This window comes from Novosphingobium bradum, from assembly GCF_042646485.1.
Lineage (GTDB): Bacteria > Pseudomonadota > Alphaproteobacteria > Sphingomonadales > Sphingomonadaceae > Novosphingobium > Novosphingobium bradum.
Genome location: NZ_JBHRTQ010000001.1, coordinates 58,937 through 76,413 on the forward strand (window position 1 = coordinate 58,937; position 17,477 = coordinate 76,413).

The 17,477-nt window shown below is 69.1% G+C and carries 14 protein-coding genes; 7 read left to right on the forward strand and 7 right to left on the reverse strand.

What is annotated here, in order from left to right; translation table 11 throughout:
• Positions 1-86 precede the first annotated feature (86 nt).
• The 3 genes from ACFOD9_RS00285 to ACFOD9_RS00295 all read right to left on the reverse strand — a co-directional run bounded on the left by ACFOD9_RS00285 (position 87) and on the right by ACFOD9_RS00295 (position 3,579).
• Complete coding sequence (locus ACFOD9_RS00285) at positions 87-857, reverse strand: SDR family NAD(P)-dependent oxidoreductase (RefSeq protein ID WP_379508075.1); 771 nt, start codon at positions 855-857, stop codon at positions 87-89.
• 47 nt (positions 858-904) lie between these two features.
• Positions 905-1,996, reverse strand: coding sequence for a Zn-dependent alcohol dehydrogenase (locus ACFOD9_RS00290; protein ID WP_379508076.1), 1,092 nt, complete (start codon positions 1,994-1,996; stop codon positions 905-907).
• Between the two features lie 257 nt (positions 1,997-2,253).
• Complete coding sequence (locus ACFOD9_RS00295) at positions 2,254-3,579, reverse strand: amidohydrolase family protein (protein WP_379508077.1); 1,326 nt, start codon at positions 3,577-3,579, stop codon at positions 2,254-2,256.
• A gap of 305 nt (positions 3,580-3,884) precedes the next feature.
• Between ACFOD9_RS00295 and ACFOD9_RS00300 the strand changes: the two genes are divergently transcribed.
• The 3 genes from ACFOD9_RS00300 (at position 3,885) to ACFOD9_RS00310 (ending at position 6,719) form a co-directional block, all read left to right on the forward strand.
• Positions 3,885-4,766, forward strand: coding sequence for a MaoC/PaaZ C-terminal domain-containing protein (locus ACFOD9_RS00300; protein ID WP_379508078.1), 882 nt, complete (start codon positions 3,885-3,887; stop codon positions 4,764-4,766).
• 156 nt (positions 4,767-4,922) lie between these two features.
• On the forward strand, positions 4,923-5,189 hold the full coding sequence (locus ACFOD9_RS00305; RefSeq protein WP_379508079.1) for a hypothetical protein: 267 nt from the start codon (positions 4,923-4,925) through the stop codon (positions 5,187-5,189).
• A gap of 282 nt (positions 5,190-5,471) precedes the next feature.
• Positions 5,472-6,719 (forward strand): MFS transporter, encoded by a 1,248-nt coding sequence (locus ACFOD9_RS00310; RefSeq protein WP_379508080.1) that lies wholly within the window; start codon positions 5,472-5,474, stop codon positions 6,717-6,719.
• An 83-nt stretch (positions 6,720-6,802) separates the two neighbouring features.
• Here ACFOD9_RS00310 and ACFOD9_RS00315 read toward each other — a convergent pair whose 3' ends face one another.
• Positions 6,803-8,416: a GMC family oxidoreductase gene (locus ACFOD9_RS00315; protein WP_379508081.1), complete on the reverse strand. Its 1,614-nt coding sequence runs from the start codon at positions 8,414-8,416 to the stop codon at positions 6,803-6,805.
• 179 nt (positions 8,417-8,595) lie between these two features.
• Positions 8,596-10,797 carry an acyl-CoA dehydrogenase gene (locus tag ACFOD9_RS00320; protein ID WP_379508082.1) on the reverse strand — a complete coding sequence of 734 codons (2,202 nt, stop codon included), beginning with the start codon at positions 10,795-10,797 and terminating at the stop codon, positions 8,596-8,598.
• 161 nt (positions 10,798-10,958) lie between these two features.
• Here ACFOD9_RS00320 and ACFOD9_RS00325 point away from each other — a divergent pair, with 161 nt between their 5' ends.
• Both ACFOD9_RS00325 and ACFOD9_RS00330 read left to right on the forward strand, forming a co-directional pair.
• Positions 10,959-11,891: an NAD-dependent epimerase/dehydratase family protein gene (locus ACFOD9_RS00325; RefSeq protein ID WP_379508083.1), complete on the forward strand. Its 933-nt coding sequence runs from the start codon at positions 10,959-10,961 to the stop codon at positions 11,889-11,891.
• Positions 11,892-12,011: 120 nt separating this feature from the next.
• On the forward strand, positions 12,012-13,217 hold the full coding sequence (locus tag ACFOD9_RS00330; protein ID WP_379508084.1) for an amidohydrolase family protein: 1,206 nt from the start codon (positions 12,012-12,014) through the stop codon (positions 13,215-13,217).
• 99 nt (positions 13,218-13,316) lie between these two features.
• On the opposite strand, the gene ACFOD9_RS00335 is transcribed toward ACFOD9_RS00330, so the two are convergent.
• On the reverse strand, positions 13,317-14,507 hold the full coding sequence (locus ACFOD9_RS00335; RefSeq protein WP_379508085.1) for an amidohydrolase family protein: 1,191 nt from the start codon (positions 14,505-14,507) through the stop codon (positions 13,317-13,319).
• Between the two features lie 141 nt (positions 14,508-14,648).
• Positions 14,649-15,491, reverse strand: coding sequence for an MBL fold metallo-hydrolase (locus tag ACFOD9_RS00340; RefSeq protein ID WP_379508086.1), 843 nt, complete (start codon positions 15,489-15,491; stop codon positions 14,649-14,651).
• 219 nt (positions 15,492-15,710) lie between these two features.
• Between ACFOD9_RS00340 and ACFOD9_RS00345 the strand changes: the two genes are divergently transcribed.
• Together ACFOD9_RS00345 and ACFOD9_RS00350 are read left to right on the forward strand one after the other, a co-directional pair.
• Positions 15,711-16,523: an SDR family NAD(P)-dependent oxidoreductase gene (locus tag ACFOD9_RS00345; RefSeq protein WP_379508087.1), complete on the forward strand. Its 813-nt coding sequence runs from the start codon at positions 15,711-15,713 to the stop codon at positions 16,521-16,523.
• A gap of 129 nt (positions 16,524-16,652) precedes the next feature.
• On the forward strand, positions 16,653-17,450 hold the full coding sequence (locus ACFOD9_RS00350; protein WP_379508088.1) for an SDR family NAD(P)-dependent oxidoreductase: 798 nt from the start codon (positions 16,653-16,655) through the stop codon (positions 17,448-17,450).
• Positions 17,451-17,477: the final 27 nt, after the last annotated feature.

Here is a 17,477-nt window from a genome sequence, read left to right on the forward strand (position 1 = left end):
GCCTCCTCGCCCCCCCCGCACGAAAAAGCCCCGGCCTGCTCCGTGCAGCGCCGGGGCTTTTTCGTGGCCGGCCGAAGCCCGGCGGATCAGTCGCGCATATCGCTGCCGCCATTGGCGGAAATGGTCTGCCCGCTGATCCAGCCGCTCTCGTCCGATAGCAGGAAGGCGATCACCCGGGCCACGTCGTCGGGCTTGCCGTGGCGCTGCAGGGCGTTGCGCGGCGGCTGGCCGACCACCTCGGGCCGCGTCGGCCCTTCCTCGCGGCCATCGTCGATCACCCGGCCCGGGCAGACCCCGTTGACCCGGATGTTGTCCTTGCCAACGATCCGCGCGGTGTGGCGCACCAGCGCCTGGAGCGCCGCCTTCGACGAGGAATAGGCCGGAACATAGCTCATCCCCAGGAACGAGGCCTCGGACGAGATCACCACGATCGAACCGCCGCCGGCCTTCACCATGTGCGGGATCGCCGCCTTCATCAGCAGGCCGTGGCCGATCACGTTGATCCGCATCACCCGTTCCCACACCTTCGGGTCCATGCTGGTCACCGGCTCGTCGCCCATCATCGTTTCCGCGCTGGTATCGGCCGCCGGGATCGCCAGCTTGTCGACCCCGCCGAACTCGTCGACGCAGCGCTGGACCAGCGCCTCGATCCCGGCATCGTCCATCAGGTCGAACACCATGGTCACCGCCCGGCCCGGCCCTTCGGCCAGCTTCGGCTCCAGCGCCTTCAGCCCCGCCGCATTGCGATCGCCCACGACCACGTTGGCCCCCAGCCTGACCAGGCGCAGCGCCAGCCCCGCCCCCATGCCGGTGGCCCCGCCGCCGATGATCACCCGCTTGCCCGCCAGATCCTGCATCGCTTGCACTCCCCTTGGCGCGGCCTCGCTGGCCGCCGTTGTTCCGGTCAGGCGTCGAACACGATGACCGAGCGGGCAAGCCCGCCCTGCTTCATCGCGGCGAAGCCCTGGTTGACCTGGTCCAGCGTCAGCCGCTGCGACACCAGTTGATCGAGATGCAGCCGCCCCTGGAGGTAAAGCTCGGCATAGCGCGGGATATCCACCATGGTCCGCACCCCGCCCATGAACGATCCCTGCACCCGCCGCTCGCCCAGCATCAGGTGCAGCGGTGACAGTTCGATCCGCATCTCGGGCGGGGTCACGCCGACGATGGTCGCCATGCCGCCCTTGCCCAGCATCGCGCAGCCCGCCTCGATCGTGTCCTTGCGCCCGATGCATTCGATCGCATGGTCCACCCCGCGCCCGCGCGTCAGCTCCAGCACCTGCTCGACCACGCCGCCGGCCGAGGCATCGATCGTGTCGGTCGCCCCGAATTCGCGCGCCATGGCCAGCTTGGCCGGCAGCACGTCGATGGCCACGATCCGCCCGGCGCCGGCAATGGCCGCGCCGTTGATCGCCGAAAGGCCCACCCCGCCGCAGCCGATCACCGCCACGCTCTGCCCCGGCCGGACCGCCGCGCTGCGAATCGCCGCGCCCATCCCGGTGGTCACCCCGCAGCCGATCAGGCAGGCCTTGTCGGGGGCGATGTCGGGGGTGATCGCCACGCAGCCGCTTTCATGGACCAGCACCTGTTCGGCAAAACCACCGATGTTGGCGAATTGCGCGATCGGTTCGGCGCCCTTGCACAAGCGGTGCGGCTCGGTTGCGGCGCGCCTTGCCTCGGGCGGGAAGCAGCGGTTGGAATGGCCGCTCTCGCACTGGTCGCAGTGCCCGCAATGGAAGGTGAGCAGGACCACCACGCTGTCGCCCGGCTTCACCCGGCGCACGTTTTCGCCCACCTGTTCTACCACGCCGGCCACCTCGTGCCCGGGGACCATCGGCAAGGGCAGCGGCGGAACGCCTTGCATCGCATGGAGATCGCTGTGGCACAGGCCCACCGCCGTGACCCGCACCAGCACTTCATCGGCCCGGGGGCTGGCGATGGCCAGGTCCTCGATGCCAAGGGCGCCGCCCAGTTCGCGCAAGACCGCCGCCTTCATCCCGCATCCCCATCCCGCCGCGCGCGTCTCGAAGCGGACGCGATGGCCGGACTGTGCGCCCCCGACCGCCCCGGCGGCAAGATCGCATTGCCGGGGCGTAGCAAATTCGCCCCGGCGGTATGACCGGCCGCCCCCCGCACCGGCCAAAGCCGCCGGTCGCGCACGCAAAAGCCCCGCCGCTGCTGCCAGCGACGGGGCATTTGTCCGGTCATGCCGGGCCGGCGCGCACCCACGGGGGGCCGCGCCGGGGCCACGGCTCAGGCCGGTTCGGTTTCCTCGTGCTTGGCGAACATCGAGACGATGTCGCCCGAGGTGATCGGACGGGCCTTCTCGCCCGGGGCCAGCGGTGCCGCGCCGCCGCTGGAGATCGGGGTGGTGTCGACGCCGGCCGCCTTGGCCTTGGCCCGCAGCGCACCCACGGTGTAGTTCTCGCGCGGCCCGTAGCTGAACAGGTCGTAGCGATAGAGCCGCATGGCGTTGAGGTGGGTGACCTTGTCGATCTGCTCGTCGGTCAGGTGCTGGGCCGACTTCCACAGCAGTTCCGGGGCATCGGGCCACGGCGCGTCGGAGTGCGGATAGTCCACTTCGTAGCAGACCTTGTCCTCGCCCACGAGATCGAGGTTCTTCAGGCCATAGGCATCGTCGATGAAGCAGGACGAGAAGTTGCGGTGGAACACCTCGCTCGGCTTCATGTTGTTGCGATAGGCATCCGAATGGGTCCAGGCCTTGTGCTGGTACTGGGTGTAGTCGGCCCGTTCGAGCAGGTAGGGAATCCAGCCGATGCCGCTTTCCGACATACAGATATTGAGGTTCGGATAGCGGTGCAGCGCCGACAGGTTCATCCAGTCCGAGACGCCGAAGGCAACCGCCATCGGCATACAGGTGATCCAGGCCTCGATCGGCGATTCCATCGAGGTGTGCGGCGCGGTGTTGCCGGCGGCGATGTGGAGGCACAGCGCGCTGTCGTTTTCGGACAGGGCCTTCCAGAACGGCTCCCAGAAGTCCGAGTGGATCGAGGGCAGGCCGCGCTTGGTCGGATTGTCGTTGAAGCTGACCGAGTGGCAGCCCTTGTCAGCAAGGCGGCGCACTTCGGCGGCCATCAGCTCGGGATCCCACAGCGGCAGGATGCCCAGCGGGATGAAGCGGTCCGGATAGGCGCCGCACCATTCGTCGATGTGCCAGTCGTTGTAGGCCTGGAGGTGCTTGAGCGAGAGCGTCTTGTCGGGCGCGTTGAAGAAGGTGCCGCCGTCGATCCCGGCGAAGCTGGGGAAATTGAGGCTGGCGGCGACGCCGTTCACGTCCATGTCGCCGATGCGGGCGTGAACGTCCCAGCAGCCCTTGCGGAGCTGGTCCATCGAGGTCGGCTCCATGCCGTATTCCTCGCGGACGCGGCCCGTGACCGCGTTGAGCGCCACCGAACCCATGTTCATGCCCTGGTAGGTCCAGTAGTTCTTGCCCTTGGCGTCGGTCATCATCTTCGGGGCCGAGGCGAGCGCCTCGCCGGAAAGCTGGTTGTCGAAGACGGTCGCCGGTTCGGTGATGTGGTCATCAACGCTGATGAGCACCATGTCGTCCATTTTCATCTGTGCTGTCTCCTCTCGACGAGCCCTGCCCAACCGGCCGATCCGGGGCAGGCGCCGCAGTCCACGAGGGGACCGCCGCCAATGCAGGGGGTTTTCACGGGACGGGGCCGGAAATTCTTTGACTCCGATCAAAGGCCGGCAATTTAGCAAGCGCGCTTGCTTTCCCGGGACTCGCAGGGCGGACCGGCCGATTGGCCGCGCCGGCCGCCCGCGCAGGCAACTTGATCGCCCGCACGATGCCGTGCGACTGTCCTTGCCGCGCCGCGCGGGCCATGACCCCGCGCAGACCGCCAGGGAGACCAGGAATGACCGCAAGCCAATCCGACCAGCACGGCGAACCCGTCAGCATGGCCCTGCTCGGGCAGCGGACCCCGGCCCTTCCGGTCGCCTGGACCGACAAGGACGTGATGCTCTATGCCCTGTCGGTCGGCGCCAGCCAGGACGATCCCTTCGCCGACCTGGCCCTCACCACCGAGAACAGCCGCGACACCGCCCTGGCCGTGCTGCCCAGCTTCCTCACCGTGATGCGGACCGGCGGCCGCCCGGCGGCGGTGGACCGGATCCGCACCGATTCGCTGCTCCACGCCGAACAGCACATCGAGATCCTCGCCCCGATCCCGCCCAGCGGCGAGGGCAGCGCCTGGGTCGAGGTGACCGCGGTGCTCGACAAGGGCACCGGCGCGCTGGTCACCTCGACCACCACCTTCCAGCGGCCCGACGGCACGGTGTTCGCGCGCTCGTCGGGCACCCTGTTCGTGCGCGGCGCCGGCGGCTTTGGCGGGCCGCGCGGCACTTCGGCCACCCCGGCCATGCCCGAGCGCGCGCCCGATGCCCGCGTGGTCCATCGCACCCGGCCCGACCAGGCGCTGCTCTATCGCCTCAATGGCGATCGCAATCCGCTCCATTCCGATCCCGCCCAGGCCCGCCTCCAGGGCTTCGAGCGGCCGATCCTCCACGGCCTGTGCACCTTCGGCTTTGCCTGCCGCGGCCTGGTGACCGGCGCTGCCGGCGGCGATCCGGCGCGACTGCGGGCGATGGGCGGGCGGTTCGTCAAGCCGGTGTTCCCGGGCGAGGCGCTGGCCACCGAGATCTGGCAGGATCAGCCCGGCGAGGTGCGCTTCCGGGTGGTCGACGCCAGCGGCGCGCCGGTGTTCGACCGGGGATCGGCCAGGATCGCGCCGGCCTGAAAGAGGCGGCGGGCGCGGGCCAACCATGTGGTGACCGGCGTTGCAATCCACGCACGTCGCGGTGCACAAAACGCAATTGACAGAACAATGCATACATATGTTTAGCCTGCTTCGTTTCCGCCGGCGCCTCGCCCGCGATTCCAGGAGTTCTCCCCCATGCGTATCGCCATTCTCGCCCTGGCCCTCGTCGCCGGCACCCCCGCTCTCGCCGACGCTCCGGCCGCCACCCAGGTCAAGGCCGGCGCCATGCTGCGCGACGCCACCGGCGCCCGCATCACCGCGATCAGCCGCGTCAACACCGATGGCTCGATCGGCGTGATCGTCGAAAGCAAGTTCATCACCATCCCGGCCGACAAGGTCTCGGTGGTCGATGGCAAGGTCGTCACCAAGCTGACCAAGCGCGAGATCATCAGCCTGCGCTGATCCCATCCCCCGCGATGGTCTGACAGGGGCGGTGCCGGTTGCGGCGCCGCCCTTTTCGCATCTGCGGCAGGCTTCGCGCGCCGAATTCGTGGCCGCGATGACCATTCCCCCGGTTGCACCGGCCCCGCCGACCTGTAAGGTCCACCCAGCCTCGCGCCCGAAATGGGCGGGGCATGGGGAGAGGTGCCGGGTGGACATGATCAGCAGACTGCACGGCACGCTTGCCGCGACGGGCCACGGCCTCCGGCCTGGTGCCATGGCCCCGCGCCGGAGCCCGCGCGCATGACCGCGCCGCTCACCGCCCGGCAGGAATGGGCCACCATGTGGCAACTTCCGGTCACCACCATGCTGGGGATCGCCGGCGTTTCGGCCTTCGCCTATTCCAACGGCGTGTTCCTGGGCGAAATCACCAAGGAATTCGGCTGGACCCGCGCCCAGTTCTCGGGCGCCTTCACCTTCCAGATGCTGGTCGGCATCCTCATCGCGCCCTTCGCGGGCCGGATGGTCGATCGCTTCGGCACCCGGCGGGTGCTGAGCGTGATCATCCTGCCGCACCTGGCGATGCTGGCGGTACTCGGCACGATCAACGGTTCGGTCACCCAGTGGCAGCTCCTGTGCGTGCTCAGCGGGCTGATCGGGGTGTTCGGCGCCCCGGCGATCTGGATGGCGGCGGTGGTCCGGCGGTTCGATGCCTCGCGCGGGCTGGCCGTGGCGGTCTCGCTTGCGGGCCTTGGCCTCGCCTCGATGATCTGGCCGCTGCTCTCGGCGGCCTATGTCCAGGCCTTCGGGTGGCGCCTGGCCTTTGGCGCCATTGCCCTGACCTTCGGCGCGATCATCATCCCGCTCATCTATTTCTACATCCCGCGCGCGCCGGTCACCACCGCGGCCAACCGGCCCGTCGCGCCCGACCTGCGGACCGAGGTGCTGCCCAACCTGCGCTCGCGCACCTTCCTGTTCGTGGTCGTGGCCGCCGGCCTGTTCGGCATGGTCACCCTGGGGCTCAACTTCCACATGGTCCCGCTGATGAAGAGCAAGGGCTTCAGCCTGACCACCGCGGCCTTCCTCGCCAGCGCCACGGGCCTGGCCAGCTTCAGCGGCCGCCTGCTGACCGGGTTCCTGCTCGATCGCCTGCCCACGCGCACGATCGGCGTGATCGCCTTCCTCCTGCCCATTCCGGTGGTGCTGGTGCTGGGCCAGTCGGGCGCCAACCTGTGGCTGAACCTGGCCACGGTGATCGTCTTCGGCCTGGCCTCGGGCGCGGAGACCGACATCATCACCTATATCATCGCGCGCACCATGCCGCGGATGTTCGGCACGGCCTATGCCATCGCGATCAGCTTCGTGGGCGCGGCGGCCAGTTCCGGCCCGCTGCTGGCCGGCGCCCTCTATGACCGGGCCGGCTCCTACGACCTGTTCCTGATGTGCGTGATCCCGATCGTCAGCACCGGCGCCCTGCTGATCTGGCTGCTCCCGCCGGTCCAGCCGCGCGAGATCGGCCCGGCCGACGCCGCCCCGGTCGCGGCACACTGACGCGCCGGAACCGGCGGGGCGCGCAAGCCCCGCCGGTTCCGATCAGGCGTTCCGATCAGGCGTCAATAATCAGGCCCCAGACATCAAGCCTGGGCATCCTCGAGGATGAAGCTGGCGGCGCGCAGGCCCACCATCATCGCCGGGCCATTGGTATTGCCCGAAACGATCGTCGGCATGACCGAGGTATCGGCCACGCGCAGCCCTTCCACACCCTTCACCTTGAGCCGCGTATCGACCACGGCGGCCTCGTCGGCGCCCATCCGGGCCGTGCCGCAGATGTGGAAGCAGGTGCCGCCCAGTTCCATCGCGTGGTTGAGCACTTCCTCGTCGCTGGTGACGGACGGACCCGGCTCGGTCTCGCCCACGATCCAGTTCCTGAGCGCCGGCTGGGAGGCCAGCTGGCGCATCCAGCGCACCACCGCCACGGCCTTCTGGCGATCGCCCTCGGTCTCGAGGTGGTTGGCGTTGATATAGGGGGCATCGTCGGGATTGGCCGACTGGATGCGGATCTCGCCCTGGCTCTTGGGCCGGGTGTAATAGCCCAGGAACGTGACCCCCGGTTCCTTCTCCAGCGCGACCACCCCGGTCTTGGCGAAGTTGGTCGTGGTCACCGAAATCAGGTTGAACTGCATATCGGCATGGGGCAGCGCCGGGTCGGTCTTCACGAAGCCGCCAATCTCGTGGACGCCGTAGGTCATCGGACCCTTCTTGGCCAAAACGTATTGCAGCACCGAGCGCACCATCCGCCAGCCCTGGAGGTTCTGGTTCTGGCTGTGGCTCTTCACCCGGAACTTCACGTCGAAGTGGCGGTGCTCGCGCAGGTTGCGGCCCACTTCGGGGGCATCGCGCACCACCTCGATCCCGTGGCCGCGGAGCAGCTCGGCCGGGCCGATGCCCGAAAGCTGGAGCAGCTTGGGGCTTTCGATCGCGCCGGCGCTAAGCACCACTTCGCGCGCCGCGCGCACGCTGCGCTCACCATCCTTGTCGCGCAGGCGCACGCCCACGGCGCGCTTGCCCTCGAACTCGATCCTGAGCACGGTGGTTTCCACCACGATGGTGAGGTTCGGGCGATCGCGCGCCGGATCGAGGAAGGCCTTGGCCGCGCTGAACCGCTGGCCCTGCCAGATGGTCGACGGCTGGTAGCCGATCGAGCCTTCCACGGTCATCTTCGGATCGTTGATATCCTCGGCGCGCTGGACGCCCATTTCGCCGGCCGCCGCGATGATCGCCTCGCACAGCGGATCGCCCTTGGGGTGGACGGTGATCTTCAGCGGGCCGCCCTTGCCGCGAAACTCGCTGGCGCCCAGCTCGTGGTCCTCGAGCTGCTTGTAGGTGGCCACCACGTCCTTCCAGCCCCAGCCGGTGCAGCCGGCCTGTTCCCAGCGATCATAGTCGCGCGGGGAGCCGCGCATATAGACCATGCCGTTGACCGAGCTGGACCCGCCCAGCCCCTTGCCCTTGAACCAGCGCTCCGCCGGGCGGTTGCCGCCGGTCAGGGCCGAATAGGTCCAGTTGAACTTGCTGCCGATGTTGTTGATCTTGCCGACGCCGCGCGGCATCGCCACCAGGAAATCCTTGTCGTCCGGCCCGCTCTCGATCAGCAGGACCGACCGTGCGGGATCGGCCGACAGCTTGTTGGCGATCACCGATCCGGCGGACCCGGCGCCGATGATGATGTAGTCGTACTGATCGAGCATGGTCGTCCCTCGTTCCCTTGTTGTCCCGGCCACGGGCGCGCCCGGCCGGACGTCCCTTCGGCCTGCCGGCGGCGGCGCCAACGAAAAGCGCCGCGCCGGCGAACCTTGTGCCCGCCACGATAATGAGCAGGGCAGCCACTTGGCAAGGGCCATGCCCTCCGGCGCGGGCGCTGAAGGGTTCAGCGCGTGCGCGGCAGGCCCAGTTGCTGCTCGGCGATCATCGAGCGGTGGACCTCGCTGGTCCCGCCATAGACGGTCGACACCTGCGAGAGCCGGTAGGCGACGTTGAGATATTCGGTTTCCTCGGTGGCCACGGCCAGCGATTCGGGCGCGGTGATATCCAGCAGGGTCGCCGTGTCGGCCCGGTACAGCTCGGACGAGAGCATCTTCGAGGATGGCCCGTAGGCCGGGGCCGGCTTCTTCTCGGTCACCGCCCAGAGCACGCGGTAGAGCAGCACTTCGGAGGCCGCGACATTGGCCGCCACCCGCGCCAGCCGCCACAGCACCAGCGGATTGTCGATCAGGACTTCGCCCGCGCCATCGGGGCGGCGGCAGATCGCCAGCGCGCGGTTCAGCGCATGGGTGTGGCTGTCGACGAACGACATCCCATGCTCGATCTCCAGGCTCGCGCCCATCACCCGGATGCCGCCATCGACATCGCCCAGCCGGTAGCTGTCGGGCACGTAGACGTTGTCGTAGTAGGTAATGTTGGTGCGTTCGTCCTGGAAGGTGTGGACCGGCTGGACCGTGATCCCTTCGGCATCCAGCGGCACCAGGAACATGGTCAGCCCCTTGTGCTTGGCCACCTCGGTGTTGGTGCGGGTCAGCATCAGCACGTAGTCGGCCTGTTCGGCGCCCGAGGTGAACATCTTCTGCCCGGTGATCCGCCAGCCATCCCCATCGCGCACCGCGCGGGTCTTGGCGGCGAAGGCATCCGATCCGGAATGCGGCTCGGAGAAGCCCAGGCTGCACACCGCCTCGCCCGCGATCACGCGCGAGAGCGCCTTCTCGCGCACCTCGTCGGAGCCGAACTTGTCCATGATGTAGCCCACGATGTTGGTCGTGCCGAGGAAGGTGGTGGTCCAGCCGTAGTCTTCCCACACCCGCCGCGCGGCGCGCGTGGCATAGGGGTTGAGCCCGCGCCCGCCCAGGTGCTCGGGCCAGTGCGGATAGAGCAGGCGCTCCTTCGCCAGCCCGGCCTGGATGCGCCGGTCATGGCCGTCGAAGCTGTGGTGGGCCTTGGCGCGCAGCTCGTCGTCGAGCGTGCGCTCGAAGAAGGCGCGCACTTCGGCGGCGAAGGCATCGGCCTCCGCGCCCAGCGCGAACTCGACCGAGATCGGCCCGGCATCGGGCAGGTGCGCGGCCTCGCCCAGCCAGCGGCGGCGGCCGGCCTCGGCCAGCAGGTTCGCCGGATCGCCCAGCACCAGCGGCCAGGCCTTGGCGCGCAGGTTGTAGAGGTGGATGTCGTATTCCAGCGTCAGGCCATAGCCGCCGAAGGTGTGGAGCGCCTGGGCCACGGTGCGCTCGGCCACGTCGCTGGCCCACCAGGCCGCGGTGGAAATATCGGCCCCGGCGCCCGCCGTGCCATCGGCCAGGTTGCGGATCGCCCGCCAGACCATGTACTTGCCCGCGTCAACCTCGGTCGAGAGCATGGCCAGCGGGTGCGACACGGCCTGGTAGGTGCCGATCAGCCGGTCGAACTGGGTGCGCTCGGTGGCATAGGCCGAGGCCAGCCGCAGCGATTCGCGCGAAAGCCCCGCGAGCTGCGCCGAAACCAGCAGCTTCCATTCCTCGATCGCGGCGCCATGGGCGGCGATGGCCGCGGCGCCCTCGCCCAGCACCGTGCGTTCGCCCCTGGCGAGGTCCAGCCGGCCGAGCGGGGTGGAAGCCAGGCTGGGCTCGGCCCCGCCGGGGGCGCCGCGCACCAGCACGATCCGGTCGCCATCGCGCGCGATCACCGCATCGGCCACCGCGCCGCCGGCCACCAGCTGCACCGGGCGGCGGGCGACATCGTGCAGCGCCAGAGTTACCACGGCCTCGCCCGCGCAGGCGGCGGCGAGCAGGTCGGCCTCGCCCTCGGCGGCGAGCTGCGCCAGCAGGCGCGCGGAGATCACGGCTTCGGCCACCGGGCCGGAAGCCAGGGTGCGCCCGGCCTCCTCCATCAGCAGCGCCGCATCGAAGATGCCGAGGCCCAGCCCGCCGGCTTCTTCCGGCACGCGCATCATGAAGGCGCCCAGTTCGGCCAGGCCCGTCCACAGCGCGCGGTCGAACCCGCCTTCGCCGATCGCCTTGCGGACCCGTTCCATGCTGCTGTTGGCATCAAGGAACCGCGCGAAGGTTTCGGCGATCATCAACTGGTCTGCGTTGGGTTCGAACTGCATTGCTTCCACCGCCTGTTGGGCCAATCCGGGTTATTGCGCCGCGCCTTGCCCCAGCTTGCGTGGCCGGGCAATGGGGCGGCACACCGGCCCCGCGATTTCGGGGCCGGATTCTTGACCTGTGCCAGCCTGCCTGCTCCGCTCGCACAAGAGGAATTGGCGATATGACGACACTGGTCCTGGGCGCAACTGGCTATCTGGGCAGCCACCTGGCGGCGCGGCTGCGGCGCGATGGCCCGGTCACCGGCTTTGCCCGCAGCGAAGCCGGCGCACAGGCCGTGCGCGCGCTGGGCGCCGAGCCGCTGGTCGGCTCGCTCGATGACGAGGCGCTCATGCGCCGGGCCTTCGCCGATCACGATTCCGTGGTCTGGGCCGCCCAGCTGATGATCCCGGCCGAACAGGCCTTCGTGCGCCGCGCGCTGGGCTGGCTGGCGGGCACGGGCAAGACCTTCGTGATGACCAGCGGCACCGGCGTCCTCTCGGAACGCACCGATGGCGACTGGAGCGAGAACACCTTCGCCGAGGCCGATCCCTTCGTTCCGCGCAAGGGGCTGGAAGGCCGGGTGGAAACCGAGAACCTTGTTCTGGGCGCCCATGGCCTGCGCGGGATCGTGGTGCGCCCCCCGGCGATCTGGGGCCATGGCGGCACCGCGATCCTCACCGAGATCCACCGCTCGATCCAGGCCAGCGGCGCGGCCTGCTATCTCGGGCGCGGGCTGAACTGCTATTCCACCGTCCATGTCGAGGACCTGGCCGAGCTCTATGCCCTCGCCCTCGCCAGGGCGCCGGCCGGCGCGCTCTACCATGCGGTCTCGGGCGAACTGCCGTTCCGGGTGCTGGCCGAGGAAATCGCCCGCCATCGCGGCGTGCCCGCCCGCAGCCTTGACTATGGCGCGGCGCGCGAGGTCTTCGGCCCCTCGTCCACCGCGATCATCTTTGCCGCCTCCAGCCGCTCGCGCAGCCCCCGCGCCCGCGCCGAACTGGGCTGGGCACCCTCGCCCGACCGGCTCGACCTGCTCGCCGAATGCGCCGACCCGCGCTATCTCGCGGCCGCCGAGAAACTCGGCTCGTGGGTCAGCGAGGGCGAGCGCGGCTGAGCCGGGGTTCTATGCCGCCACGGCATCACCGCGCGCGCTGAAACGGCAATTGTCGCGGGCGCTCCGGCAGGTCATCATGCGCGCAAAGCCTGGGGTAACAGCCCTTCGGGAGATCGCACGATGAATGCCCCTGTGACCATGCCCGGCCAACCAGCGGGGGGCGATGCCGATGGGCCGGATGCCGACCTGCTGCTGGTCGACGTCGATACCCACATTACCGAATGGGCCGACCTGTGGACCGCCCGCGCCACGCCCGCCTTCCGTGATCGCGTGCCCCGCGTCGAGCTGATCGACGGCAAGCCCGAATGGGTGATGGACGGCCACCGCCTCGCCGCCCCCCACGGCTTCAGCGCGATCCGCGCCGACGGCTCGAAGATGAGCGGCAACGGCTTTCGCGACACCTGGCACGAAGCCATCACCCCCGGCGCCTACAGCGTGCGCGAACGGCTGGCCTACATGGACCGCGAAGGCATTGCCGCGCAGATCGGCTATACCAACCTGCTCGGTTTCGGCGGGCAGAAGGCGATGCTGGTCGATCCCGAGCTGCGCCTTGTCGCCACCCGCCTGCTCAACGATGCCATGGCCGAATTCCAGGCCGAATCCGGCAACCGCATCTTCCCGATGATCATGATGCCGTGGTGGGACGTGACGCTCTGCGTGGCCGAGGCGGCGCGCGGCGCCGACATGGGCCTGCGCGGGATCAACATGAATTCCGATCCCCACGTCCACGGCCTGCCGCCGCTGGGCGATCGCTACTGGGACCCCTTGTGGGAGGTCTGCACCGACCGCCACCTGCCGGTCAATTTCCACATCGGCGCCTCCGACGATTCGATGACCTGGTTCGGCACCGGCCAGTGGCCCGGCTTCTCCAACGACGAACGCCTCGCCTTCGGCTCGACCATGATGTTCGTCAGCAATATGCGCGTGCTCGGCAATATCCTGATGTCGCGGTTCCTCGAACGCTGGCCCGCCCTCTCCATTGTCTCGGTGGAAAGCGGCGCGGGCTGGCTGCCGTTCATGCTCGAAGCGCTCGAATACCAGATGGCCGAGGCCGGCCTCACCGCGCACGAGCCGATCCGCGACGTGTTCCACCGCCAGATCTACGGCACGGTCTGGTTCGAACAGAAGACCCTGTCCGAAACCGTGCGCCAGCTGGGCGCCGGCAACGTGATGGTGGAAACCGACTATCCCCACCCCACCTGCCTCTACCCCGGCGCGCGCGCGCACCTCGCCGCCGGGCTGGCCGACCTGCCGGTGGAGGATCGCCGCAAGGTCATGGGCGGCACCGCCCAGCGCATCTACGCGCTGGACATCGGCGCCGCCTGAAACGCCAGGCGCCGAAAACGACCGCCGCCCGAAACGACAAAGGCCGCGAACGGGGCGTCCCGTCCGCGGCCTTCGTGTGTTCGGCTCAGGGCCGCGCGATCAGATCGCGGCGCCTTCGAGCAGACCCTTGAGGTTGGAGGAGAAGACCTTCTCCAGCTCGTCCGGCGTGTAGTCCTTGAAGTCCTCCAGGTACTGGAGCGGCTGGGCCACGCCTTCGGGATGCGGATAGTCGCTGCCGAACAGGGTCCGTTCGACCGGGATCAGTTCCTTCAGCTCGTTGACGTCGTCCTCGTAGAACGGGGCGACCCAGACGTGCTTCTGGAACTGGTCGCGCGGGTGGGTCTTGAACGCCGAGGGCATCTTGCCATAGGCGCCGTCGAGCCGCGACAGCATCGGGCCGATCCAGTCGCTGCCGTTCTCGACCGAGACGACCTTGAGCGTGGGGTGACGGTCGAACACGCCGTGGCAGATCAGCGCGAGCATCGAATGGGTCGTCGCCATGCCGATCAGGTCGATCGCGGCGCCGAAGGTATCGCGCTCGAACGGCTTGAACTCGGACTGGCTGCCCTTCCACCAGTTGGTGACCTTGTCATAGCCGCTGTCCGAGCCATGCATGGTCACGAAGATCCCGGCGTCGGCGACGCGCGCCCAGAACGGATCATATTCCTCGAAACCGAACGAACGGCTGCCGCGAATATCGGGCACGGGCGCCGGGCGGATGTTGACGCAGCGCGCGCCGGCCTTGAGCACGAATTCCAGTTCCTCGACCGCCTTGTCGACATCGGTCAGGCTGATGAACGGCACCGAGAACAGGCGGTCTTCGCGGGCGAAGCCCCATTCGTCGGCGGTCCACTGGTTGAGCGAGTGGAACAGCGCGGCCGAAACGTCGCCGCGCGCGCCGATCCGCTCCTCGATCACCGAGGCCAGGGTCGGGAACACCAGCGCGCCCTGCAAGCCCTGCTCATCGAGCATGGCGATGCGCCCCTCGCCCGAACGCCAGGTCTGGGGCGGACGGATCGCCTTGCCCTGCATTTCCTTGCGGGTCTTGCCTTCGGGGTTTTCCGAACGGAACCAGGGTTCCCAGGCGCCGGGCGCGGCAACCACGTCGAAGGTCGGCACCGGGATGTATTCGGAGAGCATCCCGTTGATGACGAGCTTGGTCCGCCCGTCCTTCTCGACGAAGTAGAAATCGCGCTTGTAGCGCTCGGGCAGATAGCGCTCGAAGGCCTCGCGCGGCTCATACAGGTGGTGGTCGGCGTCGTAGACCGGGAAATTCGGCTTGTTGGTCATGTGCAAAGTCCCCACAGGAAGCATCGGGGCGGTCGCTGGCGCCACCCTCTGGCCCCGGCAAATATCGAATATCCACAAACTTGTAAATATGCAGATTGGCAGCCCGCCATCGCGGCCCGGCAATCCTGGGCCGGCCCGACCCTAGCCTGTAACCAGGCGGAAGCCCTCGCCGTCGCGCACCACCAGCCCGGCGGTCGGCGCGGCGAAATGGGTGCCGATCAGCAGGGTGGGCGAACCGGCCAGCCCGGCGAACACCGCCTCGCGGGTGCGGACCCCCTGGGCGCAGTCACTGTCGAACCCGGTCGCCCAGTCGGGCCGGGCCATCTGGCAGGGATGGTGGGTCATGTCGCCGGTGATCATCGCGCTGTGCCCCTCCGATTCGATCCGCACGCTGACATGGCCCGGGGTGTGGCCATGGGTGGGCACGAGCCGTACCTCCGCGCTCAGGCGATGATCGGTTTCCACCAGGTCGGCCAGCCCGGCATCGAGCACCGGCTGGACCGAGCGGGCAAGGATCGCGGGCGCGTCGTGATCGTCCCGGCCCGACCAGTGCTCGTGCTCGATCCGGGCGAACAGGTAGCGCGCGCGCGGGAAGGTCGGCACCCAGCGGCCATCCTCCAGGCAGGTGTTCCAGCCCACGTGATCGAAGTGGAGATGGGTGCACAGCACGTGGGTCACGCTGTCGCGCGGCCAGCCGGCCTCGGCCAGGGCCGCAAGGAAGGGCGCGGTTTCGGGCGCGGTGCCATCCTCGCCGATGCAGGTGTCGACGATCAGCCGCAGCCCCGGCGCCTCGACCAGCAGTGCCTGGATCGCGATCCGCAGCCGCCCGTCGGCATCGATGAAATGGGGCGCCAGCCAGGCGATCCGGCGCAGGGCATCGGGCGTGGCGGCGGGAATGAACACCGGCTGGACCGCGTCCGGCACGATCCGCAGCGATTCCACCACGGCGCTCACCGTGACCGCGCCCACTTTCCACGACAGCATCGGCACCTCTCCCCTGTCCGGCCCCGGCCCCATGCGTCCCGGCGACCGGCATTCTTCGCACCGGCCCACTCTTCGCACCGGCGATTTGCGCGGGCCAGGGGTCGCGCCGGTTGCGGCATGGACCGCATGAACCCATAGTCGCTACCCGGCCCGTGGCGGACACGCAAGACAGGCTGCTGGCCAGCGCCACGCGCGCAGAATGCGATCAGGGAGCACCCGATGCCGATTACCCTCACCTATCCCGAAGGCTGCGCGCTGGTCACCGGCGGCACCGGCAACGTGGGCCAGGGCGTGGTCCGCCGCCTCGCCCAGGCCGGCGTGCCGACCGTGTTCACCTATCGCAGCAAGGGCGATTTCGCCGCCAGGCTCGAAGCCGACCTGCGCGCCGAGGGGCACCAGGTCTGGGCGCGGCAGATGGACATGGGCGACGATGCCTCGATCCTCGCCACCATCGCCTTCGCGCAGGAGGTGGGCGGCCAGCTGCGCGCGCTCCACGTTCCCGCCGGCGCGCCGGTGCCGTTCAACCCGATCGCCGATTTCACCCCCGAACAGGTCGCCGATTTCGTTGCGGGCGATGCGCTGGCCTTCTTCCGGGTGGTCCACCACGTGGTGCCGGTGATGCGCCGGGGCGGCGGCGGGCGGATCGTGCTGTGCACCACCATGGCCAACCGCCGGGTGATCGATCTCGACGGGATCTCGCCCTTCTCCAAGGGCGCGGTCGATGCCCTGATCCGCCAGATCGCGGCCGAGGAAGCGCAGTACCAGATCACCTGCAACGGCGTGGCGATCGGCGTGGTCACCCCGGCCCCGGCCGAGACCGTCGCCGCCAACCTGCCGCCCGATCCGGGCCTTGGCGCGCGCGACGAGGCGGGGATGTTCTCCAGCGTGTTCAACCGGGTATGGAAGATGGCGCGGCTCGGCCGCATCGCCACGCCAGACGAGGCGGGCGACCTGTTCGCCTTCCTCGCCTCCGACCAGGCCCGCTACCTCACCGGCCAGATCGTGGCGATCGACGGCGGCTCGACCCTCTAAGCGCACTCCCCGCCCGCCCCCGGCCTTGCCCGGCGCCCTCCTATCATCTAGACGATTGGCCACACCCATGCCGGGCGGCGGATCGCCGCCAGCCCGGCCTGCCCAACGAAAACCTGCCGGGAGCCTGTCATGACACAATCCAGCCCACTTCCCCTTGCCGGAAAGGTCGCCATCGTGACCGGGGCAAGCTACGGCATCGGCCGCTGCTATGCGATCGCGCTGGCCAGCCAGGGCGCCACGGTGGTCGCCGCCGCCCGCAACCTGGGCGAAAGCGCCACGCCCGGCACACTCATGGAAACCGCCGCGGCGGGCGAAGGGCTGCCCGGCAGGATCGTGCCCAGGCGCTGCGACGTCACCAGCGAGGCCGAGGTGAAGGCGCTCGTCGCGCAAACCGTGGCCGAATTCGGCCGGATCGACGTGCTGATCAACAATGCCGCGGTCTATACCCACCACGACAGTTTCGCCATCGACCTGCCGACCTGGGATCACCACATGGCCGTCAACCTGCGCGGCCCCTACCTCACCATGCGCGAGGTGGCCCCGATCATGAAGCGGCAGGGCTCCGGCTCGATCGTCAACCTCACCTCGGCGGTCGCCGGCAACACCGACAAGGGCCACCGCGGCCACGACGATATGCTGCTCTACTGCGTGACCAAGGCCGGCCTCAACCGCCTCAGCCACTTCATGTCGGAAGAGTTGAAGGGCTTCGGGGTCGCGGTCAACGCGCTCAGCCCGGGGCCGGTCGATACCGAAACCTGGAACACGGTCGATGCCGTCGCCGTCGCCGAATTCAAGGAGCAGGGCTGGGTCACGCCCTGCACCCCCGAAGCGGTCGGCCCGCCGATCGTGGCGCTGGCCCAGCACAGCGCGGCCACGAAGACCGGCCAGGTGCTCCACGCCGGGGAATACGGCAAGAGCTGGAACTGATCCCGGCGCCGGGCCGGGCAAGCAAGG